Annotated in this window: 6 protein-coding genes; all 6 read right to left on the reverse strand. The window is 58.7% G+C overall.

Annotation, left to right across the window (positions count from 1 at the left end; translation table 11 throughout):
• Positions 1-69: 69 nt before the first annotated feature.
• The 6 genes from JFT91_RS12405 to JFT91_RS12425 all read right to left on the reverse strand — a co-directional run bounded on the left by JFT91_RS12405 (position 70) and on the right by JFT91_RS12425 (position 12831).
• Positions 70-3573: a hypothetical protein gene (locus JFT91_RS12405; protein ID WP_201232524.1), complete on the reverse strand. Its 3504-nt coding sequence runs from the start codon at positions 3571-3573 to the stop codon at positions 70-72.
• Entirely contained in the window at positions 3566-5398 is a 1833-nt protein-coding gene (locus JFT91_RS29955) for a Tc toxin subunit A-related protein (RefSeq protein WP_347340630.1), read from the reverse strand. The genes JFT91_RS12405 and JFT91_RS29955 overlap by 8 nt, the downstream gene beginning before the upstream one ends.
• A 44-nt stretch (positions 5399-5442) precedes the next feature.
• The gene (locus tag JFT91_RS29960; protein ID WP_347340631.1) at positions 5443-7677 is read right to left on the reverse strand and encodes a neuraminidase-like domain-containing protein; all 2235 of its coding nucleotides are present in this window, start codon (positions 7675-7677) and stop codon (positions 5443-5445) included.
• 37 nt (positions 7678-7714) lie between these two features.
• Positions 7715-11359, reverse strand: coding sequence for a Tc toxin subunit A (locus tag JFT91_RS12415; protein WP_201232525.1), 3645 nt, complete (start codon positions 11357-11359; stop codon positions 7715-7717).
• Positions 11360-11509: 150 nt separating this feature from the next.
• Entirely contained in the window at positions 11510-11956 is a 447-nt protein-coding gene (locus JFT91_RS12420) for a hypothetical protein (protein ID WP_201232526.1), read from the reverse strand.
• Positions 11929-12831, reverse strand: coding sequence for a hypothetical protein (locus JFT91_RS12425; RefSeq protein ID WP_201232527.1), 903 nt, complete (start codon positions 12829-12831; stop codon positions 11929-11931). Before JFT91_RS12425 ends, JFT91_RS12420 begins: the two co-directional genes overlap by 28 nt.
• Between the last annotated feature and the right edge of the window lie 5 nt (positions 12832-12836).

Here is a 12836-nt window from a genome sequence, read left to right on the forward strand (position 1 = left end):
TCGAGGCCGACACCACGTTAACGGTCGCTGATACCCACGCTCCCTCTGGTCCACCTGGCTGCGGGCTGGTCAGTGAATCGATTTTCCGAGGTTCATTGAGGAAAAACGGCAACGACACCGAGTCGGAATGCAGTTCTCCCCCACCGACGCCGTCAGTTCAAGCGGCCCGGGTGTCGTCGGTACAAAAGCAATCTTCGCCACCCCATAAAAATTGCTGGTCGATTGCTTCACGCCAAGATCCGGGCTGCGCCAGGTCACGGTCACCCCGACCATCGGCCTGCCGCTGATTGCCGAGATCACGGTGATCTGCTCCGACACCTCTGTGCCCCAGAGCAACGTTTGATGGGATCGCTGGCGCTCAGCGATTTTCAGCACCTGTTCGCCCTGGCCCAGCGACATCGCATTCACCGGTGACAAGCTGGCCAGGCGGGCGGACGAGAAGCGCAATCCAAAGCTTGCGTCCTTCAAATCGCCGGTCTTGAAGGAGTAGGTCTGTCCGGCTTCAGGAAATAATCTGGGCTCCCCAAGCCTCGGCTCTTCAAACCGCATGCCCAGTTCCGCGGGTCCGGTACCGGTCATTCCTAATACCAGGTCCTTATTGAACAGGACACTACCGGCCGGCGCAGTCACATCCAGCCAGTGCTGCGTATTGCGCCGCGGGAAGAACGTGTGTGTGCCCAAGGGCTGGGGCGGCTGTTTGTCGAAGCTGACCAGCACCTCCTCCCACGGATCGCTTGCCAGCGCTTCAACCGTCATTGGCTGAGTACTCGGATAATTGTCATAACGGCTGAGTACAGACGCTGTGACTAACTGATCTCCGACGATTTTCGGAGCAAAGTCGAAGCCGCTCCAGCCATCGACCGTGGTCTGGATAACTCGTGGGCCGGTGTCGCCGGTCCAGGTCACCGGCGCCTGATCCACGGGACGGTCGGTGTAATGCGAATACACCTGAACCCACATCCAGGCAGGTTCTTGACCAATGACTGGATCGACCGCCGCTCCCCGCCATGCCTCGATCCTGACTCTGTTATGGGCCAGCGTCATCGGCTTGGCGATCGCCTCGAATTTCAGCTGCGGTAACGCCAGGGTCAGGGCAAACTCGCCAGGCGCCGTACTGGCGGTAAAGCCCAGCGTCCAATTCACGCCACCGTCGCTCAGCACCTGTGGGCGATCGAGCGTGGGCTCAACCGTCGCCCCCAATGAGTCAGCCGGAACACCCGACCATTTCAATGATGCGTCCAGCCCCACCAGCGGGCTCAATACTTTGGGTAAAACCTTGAAACGGTGAACAGCCCCCAGACACGGATAAAGGTTCCGGGCATCCAGCTCCGCGTGAATCTGATCGAGCATCAGCGCCACTTCTTCCGTCAAATCCTCGGACAGCAAGCGTCCCGAAAGCTCTCGCACGCTGGCCAGGCCGGCCAGACGCAGCTCCAATTCAAACAGACCGCTACTGCTGTCGTTTTTGTTCGAAACGAGTTTCCACTCCACCCCGCCCGCCAGCAGAGTTTTCGGCGTTGTCAGGTCTTCGGGCGTTAATCCAATGGCCGGATCGTTTCCGCGCCAATGCAAGCTGATGTTTCGTCCGATCCAGTCACTGCCAGCCTTCGGCACGACTGTCAGCGCATGGGTCTGCCCACGTCGACAGAGCATCCCCAGCGGACTCTCAACTTTTACTGTGTCCAGGCGGATTTCGACTTCACCTTTCCATGGGCTCGTGGCAACGGGTTTGACCGTAAAATCCTGTTCCACAGCTGTATCGTCCGGGTGCGCCTTGAGATAGGCCGTGACTGTCTTGTCCCCCGTGCTTTTGGGCGTATAAAGCAAACTGGTCCAACCGCCCGCCCCCGTCACGTCATGCACAGCGTCACCGTCGGGGGTCACCCATTCGACCAGCGCATTGCTGACGGGATCACCATCGCCTGCGGTCAGATAATGGATCGCCTGCACCCGCAGCAGCACGCTTTCGTCTTCGTCGACTATGGGAAATTTGTTGGCCTCACGGACCTCACCCACCCGGAGCCGATTGCGTGCCAGCGACATGGGTTTGCCCGGTGATGGCAGCAACAGTTTCGAGCATTGCAGGCTCAGTTCGAAACGACCGTCGAGCCAATCCTCGCTGGTCAGCGTCCAGAGCACATCGCCCCCGTTGAATGGCAGCGGGGCCTCGAGCGGCGGATTGACCGTGACACCCAGTTGCTCATGCCCCTCGCCGCTCCAGTGCAGCGACAGAGCCGTTCCCAGCAAGGGACTATCGGCCGGCAAGCGCACGATGACGGGATGGTTGCTGCCCCGATTGGGGTAGCCAGTCGCCTCCCATGCTGTTTCTTGCGTTCCGACAACGGCCCGCAGAGCCTTCCACGGATCGGTCGCCAACACCTTCACGGCAAAATCGTGCGTCACTTTGCCTGTAGCGTAATAAGGGCTGTCGACCCAAGCCGTGATGACAACATCACCCGCCGTCTTCGGCTCGAAATCAAAGAAAACCCAGCCTTGCTCATCAGTGACACCCGCGCCCAGCACACCTTGCGCGGCACTCGTCCAGTTCACCGTCCGGCCATCCAGCGCCTGTCTGGTGTAATGGGAAACGATCTGCACACCCAGCCGCACACTCTGCGCATATCCAAGAACGGGGTAAAAGGTCGCTTTCTGCTCGTCGCCAAACGCCAGACGGTGATGCCCCAACGACACGTCAATCGGATAAGGCTCAGCGTCATACTGGTTGAACAGGATGATCGAGAACTCGTAGGTTTTGTCTTCCGCCATCCACGGGCAGTCGAGCGACCATGGCACTGTCAGCGTCTGATCAACGCCCCAGTCTGGCGCGGTCATGATCGCCTCCAACGGGTTGTCACGAACGGTCAACGCCATCTTTGTCCCCTGCCAGGCATTGCCATCGCGCGGTTCAAACGACAGATAGTGCTGCATGTAGAGCGGGTCATCCAAGCCGTTGCCCAGGGATGCGCCCAGGCACAGATACAACTTGCGATCCGGCACCAGGTCTTGCTCATCCAGGCGCAGAGCCTGGAGCTTCAGTGGCTCCAGTTTCAGTTGCAGGTCGATCCAGGTGATCAGCACACCCGTGCGCCTGTCCGATGGATTACTCGGCACACCGCGAACCTCGAAGGTCAGCACGTCGTCGCTATCAAAGGCCAGTTGATCCAATGATTGCCGATAGCGGATCGGGTTGAACTCCAGCGGCTGCCCTGCCGCGAGGCGAGCTTGATCTTGCTCAAAGCTGCGTGAATCGCCAGCCTTGAGTTCAATGCTCATCAACACATCGCTCCCGCTGAGGATGCACAACCAGCCGGATTCGCCCGACCAGTCAAATCCGGGGCGCAGTTCGCAAAGAAACGTCAATTCGTAACTGGCGCTCGCATCGGCTTTTTTAGGGACGACGACTTCCTGCCTGGCCGAGGCGCCGACGCCGACATGCATAAAAGGGATGAACTCAAACTCGTAAAACTCGTTCTGTATTGCCACCGTCCCTTTGTCAATCCAGTGGTTAAGCAGATCCTTGAAATCACCATTGCGCAGCAGGCTTTCTTTCGCCTGGATGATCGGTTCACTCATGACTGCCAACTCCTTCGACATGTTGGCTCAGTCTGGCGTTTTCAGCCCGGGTGACCAGGTCTTCAACCTTTCGCACAAACGGCGGCTCGCCAGCCTTGGCGGTATAGCGGATGCGCAGGATGCAGTCGGTCATCGATTCAAGCAGCGCGCTTTGCTGCGGTTTCTTGAACCACGGGAAATGCAATTTCCAACTGGAGATCGCGCCGGTGTTTTCGAACGGATTGAGCAGGCCTTCATCGGGTTTCATGGCCGTCAGGCCGTTGTCGGCCAGCCCGACCGACAAGGCTATCTGCTGAGCGGCGCGTAGATTGATCACCACATCCGAAGGCGCCCCGAGCCCAGGATTGTGCAGGTACTCGACCGATTGTGGAGTGGGCCGGGTCGCCGTCATGCTGCTGATCTGAAGCAAGGTCGCCCGCACATTCTCGAACGGCCCGGTCAATACCGGCAGATCGACCTCCACCGAACTGATCTGCCGACAGAAATGCCCCGGATGATCACGATCAAACAACAGCTGGGTCAGTCTGAATTCCAGCGAGCCAGTCTTTTGCAACTGATCCAGCGCATCGGCCCAACTATCGATACCGACCTGACCTTCAACCTTGTCGTCGAACAACTGCCGCAGGGAGATGGTTTTCACCAGTTCCAGCCGGCGTTCGTGGCGTTGCAGGTATTCACGTTCCAGCCGCAGCAGATGCCCACGCAATTGCTCACCGGCGGTCAGGCCATGACGGTGATCGAGCCAGACCTGAGGCAACGCGATCTGCGCATCGTAATCGCCGGTTTCGGCGGCCAGCGAAGCCTGGGCGCTGAGGCACAGGCTGATCACCGCATCGTAGGCCTGATAGTGCAATGCCTTGAGCTGGCCGAGCATCCAGCCGAACAACTCGGCATTGCTCGCACGCTTTTTCAGGTAGTTGTAAACCGTCAGCGCCTGAGTATTGGCCCTGAGGGTTTGCGCCAGATTGGACCGGGCAGCGGTGACCGCGTGATTCTGCGCAGCGATCTGCGCATCCATGGCCCGCACCTCGGCCAGCGCCTGATCACGTTGCAACGCCCAGTCACTGCGGCGACGACGGTAACCTTCCGTGGTGCTCTGTCTGTCGGCATCGATTTGCTGCAGTGACGAGGCGACTTCCAGACCGAATATCACCGCGTCCGCCAGCTTCTCGAGGCGATGCCCGCCGTTGGAAAAGCCAAAAATACTCGGCAACGAGGCCAGCACCGCGCCCGCCGGTTTGATCGACTTGGCCACCAGGGAGAACACCTTGGACTGATGCAGGCTGTCCATGACCTGATATTCAATCGTCGAAACGTTTTCGTCATAGCGTTTTGCGTAAGCATCGGCGCGTTCCTGCGCCACCGAACGGCTTTGCTGCAACGCCGTCACACTCGCCTCCAACTGAGCGATGGACTGCTCCTGCACCGTCTCGGCGTAGCTGCCCAGTTCCACCATATGGTTTTGCTGCAACTCTTCCTGCTCGGCGCGATCGCGCCGTTCAAGCAGGTTCAGCACCTGACTGCCGTTATCCTGCAACGCTTGCACTGCACGCAACGCGACCTCGAACATCACTCGCCAGCGGAACGCATTGACCACCAACCGCCCGCCCATCGGCCTCGGCCCTGCCACGCCACCGGACGCCAGATCACGCAGTAATTGATTGGGGTCCGTCGGCGGGCTGAACAGCGGGATGTCCAGCGGTTTGCCGTCGAGGGTGAGATTGTTGCGCAGGTTATGCAGGCGTTGATCCGGCGCTGCAAACAAGTCGAGCAACGACTGATTGATCGGAATTTCAAACGGCCCGCACGCCAGCAGCCCCAGCATTGGCGCGGTGTCGGAGGCGACCGGGAAATCCGCCAGGCTGAACTTCAGGTTTTTTCAAACTGTTCGAGCCTCGGCCGAGTGCTGCTTTGTTCCAGAAGGTCTTGAACCTTCAAGGGTTGCCAGCGTGTACCGGTGTTGGCGGTGGGGGCCTTGCCCATCAAAAACCCAGCCTGGACGTAACACAGCTTGGCGGCCACCAAGCTGTCCCGGGTCAGTTGCCGGTAATACCAGTCGCCCCAGGTCATCAGGTTTTTCACGTAGTTGGTGAACACCAGGATCTGGAAGTGCGCGGGGGCCGCGTAACCGATGGCATCCGGGTCCGTGGGGTTTTGCGTCTCACAACCAGGGTCGCCCGTTTCCTTGACGATATTCAGAGGCCGGCAGCGCCAGTACTTCGGCTTGGGATTGGGCCGAGGCGGGGTGGGTGGATCAGCAGGTGCCTGCGGATCGAACAGGTAATGCAGCCAGTTCTGTGCCTCCGGGAAGCGCTCTTCGTCGCGCAGGCGTGTGGCCATCAAATGCGGCAGGTGGAAAAAGATCTCCCAGAAGAACAGACCGTTGGCACCGTTAAAGGCACCACTGGGCTCATTGATCACCTGGCCGGTCGGCGGCGGCTCCGGGATGAACTGAGTATCCCAGTCCAGCACACTCGCCACGGAATAGTTCGAGCGCTGCACCAGCTCGGGACCAAACAACGAATTGAGCCGGGTGTATTTCAACGCCAGTCCGGTCTGGTTGAAAGACAGAAACTGTGCGGCATCAACGGTGTTTTTCACCAGGCTGGGCGGGACGAAGTCCGTAAGGTTGACAATCGTCAGGTCAAACAGCCTTCTTTGCAGACCCGGTTCGGTTGTTACAGGGCCCAGTGAGAATGTAGTCGGATTGGGCCATGAGCCTTTATCTCGCTCGCCTTCCCAGGGTCCGATGTTCCAGTCACCCGCGAGAGGCAAGTTTTTGGCCACTACCTCGTTTTCATTGTCAGAAGCAAACCCCAAACGCATGTCCGCAGTACCGGGATCATCAATTCCCGTAGGCCAGCAATAACCTTTGACCGTCAGCTTATCCTTGTCCCCTACCCGCAACGCCGTGACGTCCAGTTCCAGATACGGCGCTAATACCCCCTCTGCTGGACGGGGAACAACCGTCACCTGAGGGGGCAATGGATGTTGAACCGTTTCATTGCTGACAAACCGGTCGAGTGCTGCATCCAGCCAGGACCCAGCCCGCTGTACGGGGCGCATCAGCACGTCGTAAAAGGCATGCACTCTCAACGGGCCTCCATCCGTATCCTTGCCCGACACCAAAATGCCCAGCATGCCCTTGGGGTGACGAGTGTCGACTTGCACGCTCGCGATCAACCGGGTGCCCGGCAGAAGATCATGCTCAAGGTCCTTGATACTCACCGTCAGCGGTGCCAGCCACTGGCCGTTCTGCATCATGAACGCCAGCTTGACGGTCAGTTTGTTCGGGATGTATTCACCCGCCTCCCGGCTGGCAACCTTGTCTTGCCATTCGGTCCAGACCAGACACAAGCGACCATTCCAGAGCACCGGGCGGATGTTCAGCACCTTGTCAGCGCTGGGAATTTCAATGGCTTGCCATTCGCTCCACGCAGCAGGATTCACCGCCACACTTTCAGGGCCGAGTTCAATATCCGCCGAGCGCCAGTAGTACTGAAAAGGCTGCACCCGCTGACGCCCGACAAAATAGTATTTGGCGTTGGCAGGCGTCGTACCGTCCATGTAGCAACTGATCACCTCAAGGTCGCAGGTTTGCTCGAAGACTTGCAGATACTCTTGCAGCGCGGTCTGCACGGAATCGTTGTTCAAACGCGCCTGATTGAGGTTGTTTTCCAGGTTCTTGAACAGGCTGGTCTTGCGTTGACGCACAAAGGGATTGATGAAGTTTTCCGGGTAGCACGAAATCAGCTGCACTGCAGCCCAATCGGGGTAGTTGCTGTAGAGCGCCCACGCGGCAAGATCGTCCGGGTCGAACTCGTGCGACTCGAGACCCGGCTCAAGCTTGCGATACGCCGCATGAATGAATTGCTGCGTGCAACTGATCGCTTCTGCCACCTGGGAGCTCTGCACCTGATAGCTGTCCAGCGGATCCATGCGCAGCAGTTCGAACAGATCGGCCGGCGTTTTCAGAAAATTGTATTTTTTACTGCCGGCTTTGCCGATGCTGTACTCCAGCAGCGCCGAGCGACGCTTTTCCAGCAGCCCGCCAATATTATTCGATGCCATGATCCTGCTCCTTGGGCTATGCCCCGGGGACACGCGTTCGCCAAGAGATAACGCTGACCGCGTTATCTACTCAATCGAAGGTGATGGGTTTGACGAAGACGGTTTCACTCTCGCCAGACTGAGTTCTGACACGGAAAACAAAGGTGCCCCCCGTCGCGCTCGACACAAAGACCCGAGTGAGCCCCTGCTGGTCGGTGAACCCCTGCCTTGGCCGGATAATCGCGCTGGTGAATTCCCCGGGTGGGTAGGGTGTGGATTCCCATTCCACGAGCGAGTTTTTCCCAAGGTTGCCGTAGGCGTCCTCAAGCAGCGCATAGAGCTCGACTTCCTGACCTTTTGGCACAGTCCCCAACGGCGTTGGCGACAGTTCTGCCGGTGGAAAAGTCAGGGTATTGAACTCGACGACGATATTGATGGACGGGGCATACTCAGGCTCAAACAGATCCAGCCAGTACACGGGCGTGTCCGTGCCCGTGATCGCTCCCGGCGTGAAGGTGGCCAGCACCTCACCGTCCAGGTCAGTGGCGTCTGTTTCGATGCTGCCCAAGGTGGCTTGCCAGTAAACGTTGACGCCGCTCAATGCTTTCCCTTCGGCATCGCTGAGCGTCACCTTGTAAACGACTTTTTCTCCACGCTTTTTGGCCACCACCGTGTTTGAACCCACCACGGTGCACGTGATCTTGACCAGCGCCTTGAGGTCGCCCGGCACGTGCACAATGGGTGCGCGTAAACGTTGCTCACCCAGCAGAACGAGTTCAGCGGCATCGGCATAGGCTGTTTTGTCGATGCTCCGGGGCAAACTGCCGACCAGGAAAATCGTCAACGCGTCCATGCCGGTTTCAGCCGACAGCACACGAACGCGCATCAACACATCGAGTTGACTGAGGTTCTTCAATATCTTGAGGTCGGTGGTGTCGATGCGGCTGACGCACTCGCGCACTTCCTGCACACTCCAGCCAAAATAATCGGCCAGCTTGATGGCGGCGGCCTGTTGCGCCAGCCTCCGCGCATCGCCCGTGACAGCGGGCAATGCATTGACCTGACGCAGATAATCCAACAGCTTTTGCGCCGGTTGCTCGCTTAAGCCGAACGCCCGAGTCAACGTTGTCAGGTAATACAGTGTGCGCACCGACAACTCATGTTTGCTGGCCTGATCGAACCAGGCGTGGTGCCCATACTCCAGATAGTCCAGCAACAGCGAGGCACTCAAGCCCAGCGTCGAAACGACCTCGCTGCGCCGCCGTACCTCAGCAAGCAGATCAAGTAGTGGGCTGACATTGCGGTGTGCTGTTCGGCTCGATGCCTCGGCGCTCACGTCGAACTGCTCAAGCACCTGTTGCAACAACTCATGGACTGTGGAGTTGGCCCAATTCAGAACGGGTATGGCCAGTTCCACACCGACACCGGCATAAACCGCCAGCGTCTCTTTGACCAGCGACACCTGAGCGTCCCGTACCTGCATAACCACACCGAACATGGTATCGGCGATGGACTGGCGCAATGGCGCATCGATCGCCCCCAAGGCGGTATCGACGGCCCAGGTGACTTTTGCACGAACAAGGGCCGAGTAATACTCCGGTGTCCCGTCAAAAGGCAAAACCAGACCATCGACGCCGACAACCGGCTCAACATGACCTGCGGAGGTCGCCAGGAACTCGAGCCAGTCGGCAGCCCCGGCCGGCGGCACGCCCGCCATCAAAAAAGTGCTGTTGGACAACAGCGCTGTCGGCAGCAAATTGCGAATCTGTTCAAAAAACTGCAGATCCTGCTCGGACGGCTCCAGTGCCGGTTGCGCTGCGACCACGTGTTGCAACGTCCACAAAATCGATGGATTGTTTTGCGTCGACCACTGTTCACAGCTGCGCATGGCTTCGATCAGTTCCAGCACATCCGGAGCGCCACCCGGCACGGTGTGGATAAGTGGAATGCCTGCCAGGCCGTTAACCCATGCATCCCCGCCGAGTACCGACAGCATCAGCACACCTTCAACCGGTGTGATGCTCAGCAACCGCGGCAGTCTGACCAAACGGTAAAAGCTTGAGATGATCGCCGGACTGCGCCTCAGCGTGTCGGTCAATCCATGAGCCTTGGCCACCGTGGTTGCCAGATAGAAATACGTCTGCAGGTCGATCGCCAGACCGCTGCACAGTTGGCTGATCGTCAAATCGACCTGGCCCGGCGCCGGTAACAGGGGAAACGGACCATTGTCGAGCACCAGCGGTTGAAGATAACCGTTCTGACCGTTGAAGATCTGGTCGAACTGCGAGAGCGCTTCGCCGCGACCGTACAGTGACAGCTCACCGATAAACACGGCAAAGTCAGCGGCGGTGCAGCCATAGCGCTCGTTCAGGGTCTGAAACAGCCCCAAGGCGCGAACTACGCCGGTGGATATCAACATTTCATCCGGCACAGGGAGTTTCGGGCGACTACCGCGCTCTACCGCCCTGATGGCGGCCACCAGCAACGCATCGACCTGGTCGTAAGGCAATCCCGTCCAGTTGGCCAGACGGATCATCCGGTTCATCCGGTCATAGTGATCGAAGCCGGTTTCCGTTTCGGGGTCTGCTGTCAATTGGAAATCCGAGCCCGACACATCAATGCGTACTGTGGGTATGGTGTTGTTATTGATGTAGACCGAACCCGAACGCTCACTTTCACGCTCAGGGTCCTCTGGGAGGTTGCCGGGGTAGGTCTTCACGTTGGGCGAGCGCACCGGAGCAAAATCGCTGATGGATAGCAAGGCTTCGACTTGCGTGCTGTTCAACTTTGTTCGCTCGGCGAAATACGCTACGTCGATCAGTGTCTTTTCCTCATCAGGGTCAACTGGACCAAAATTGTCGAGGTAAAATTTTTTGCGGTTTGCAAAGCTCTCACGCGCCTCGGTCAGCAATTGCCGCTGATAAGGGCCGAGCCTTGAAGCCTTGGCGAAGCCGCGACCGGTATTGGCGCCACGGGCATTGACTTGCAGAAAATAGGGGTATGCCAGGTCAACTTTGTGATCGAAGTCCCCGACCGACAGCCCCTGCAACTGCACAACGCCGTCAATCGTGACCCAGTGCTGGTAATACGGCAGGCCATTGGGGTAGCGGGCTTCGATCAAGCCATCCTCGATCGACGTCTCTTGCAGGTTCTCGGTGATGAACGCCTCCAGCACCGCAATGATGATGTCCACCGACGATATCGACTGATACACCGCGTTGAAGTCGACCTGCAGGGGCATCAGATCCATACGCCGCTCATTCAGTCGAAATTTTTGCTCACGCCCTGGAATAGACTCGATGCGGTCGCGAATCCAGCGCAACAGTTCGATCAGGTAGGCCACCGGCGACAAGATCGACTCCAGCGCATCCACCGGACACAACTTGGCAAAATCAGTGCCGATCAGATTGTGATAATCGGGACCTTCAACCATCGACAACAAGCCGCTCGAAGGGCGTGCCGCGGCCGTTTTGTCGCCCGTCAGGGTCTGCTCGATAAACTGGCGACGCACATACGTGGCCATGCTGTTGGCCCTGCGCAAAAACCGCTTTGCGTCATCCGGGCGCAATTCAAGCTCCCTGACCAGGCCTTGAACGCCCTTCTCCACCAGAGGAAAAATCGACCCCTCCTGCTCAAGGTAGGACTGCAGCTTTTTCAGCCCGGTGTTTTGTACGTGTTGGCCCTCACCAAACAACTGAGCGAACAGTTGCAGGGCGGGACGACGCGAATCAGCCATGATCAGGTTCCTTGTGTCGACAACTGGCCCGAACAGCCCGGCGTCTTCGCCAGGCTGTGCTTTCAGTGAGTACGATTTGGCGCTTGGATGCGGTCCGCGTCTACTGTCAGATATGACAGGTTCTAAGACCGTTCGTCGGGAAACGCAGACTCAGTTATCGACCGAAGGCGGCTGCGCGGGCTCGACTTCAAAGCGTGGGCTGTCGACCCAATCGGAAGCCGTTGCAGCGTCCGCACCGTCGGTGATGTCCTGCTGGAATCGGTACCAGTTGCCCGCGCCCGGCAAGGACTGCGTCGACTCGCCGGACCATTTGTCATTGGCGATGGGCACCTCCGGCACCCATTTCACGTCCGGGTTGTACCAGCTCACTACCTGGCCCCTGCCCTTGCGGCCGCGGCCGGCAAACTGCAGCGGATGCCTGACCCAGCGGCCCGCCGCCGGCTGGTCGAGGGTGGGCAGATAAGTCCCCAGCACGACCGGTCGCGTTGCGGCGAGCGAGGCAAACTCACCCAGCGATGCCACCGCTTCAAGGGTGCGCCGCCCACCTACGAGTGAGCTGAAATCCCGCGTCACCGACCAGGAGCGATCCTCCAGCACGCGTGCATTGGCCTGTATCGAACGCCCCCGGCGGCCAGCGTCACCGTGACACTGTCGCCCGGCACACCGAAGCCTGACACCACCGTCAACCGCCCGATGTGGCCGTCCGCGACCGGAGTCTCGATAAACGGCGCGGCCGGGACGACGTCATAGTTCAACAACGCGGTAATGTCCGACTCCCGCAACTTGCCGCCTTCATCAACAAACGTTTGCCGCGCCCAGATGGTTTTGCTGCCCACCGGTAACGTCACTTCAGCTTCCCATACGCCGTTCCAGCTCACCAGAATGTCAGTGAGCCAAGGCCCGTTGTGCCCCTCCAGAAAAACCTCGACGCGGCCGTTTGCCATACCGTGCCCCTCAAGCTTCGCCGTGCGGGGCAGTTTGCCATTGGTCTCCGGCTGAATAATGTCCGGGGGCAGCAACACCACTTCAAACCTGTGCAGATCACTGCGCTCAGAAGGCCGGCCCTCGAGGGTTTGCTGGGCGTCGATGGTGTAGCGTTCAAATTTCAGTGGGGGCAGGTCAATCGACCAGACGCCGTCCTGACTCAGTACTTTGGGCGCACCGAGATCACTATCAAAACGGACATCTCGCAACTGTAGTGTCGCGCCCGCCATACCGTTTTCACCCTCGACAGTGACCACACGACCGACTTTCGAATCGGCATCAGGCTTGGTGATTGTCGGTTTCAGCATGACCACGGAAACAGTAAAGGTTTTGCTCGCTTTTTCTGATGTTTGCTTGCCAACGATCTGAAAGACCTCGACGGTATGCAATATATCCGGAGCGAATTCCTTGGTTCGCTGAAAAGCCCAGTTGCCGTTCGAGACGGTTGCCAGATGCTCTTCGGGGCTGTCACTGAATTTGACCTTCACCACCG

The organism is Pseudomonas sp. TH08 (assembly GCF_016651275.1).
In the GTDB taxonomy this organism is placed as follows: domain Bacteria; phylum Pseudomonadota; class Gammaproteobacteria; order Pseudomonadales; family Pseudomonadaceae; genus Aquipseudomonas.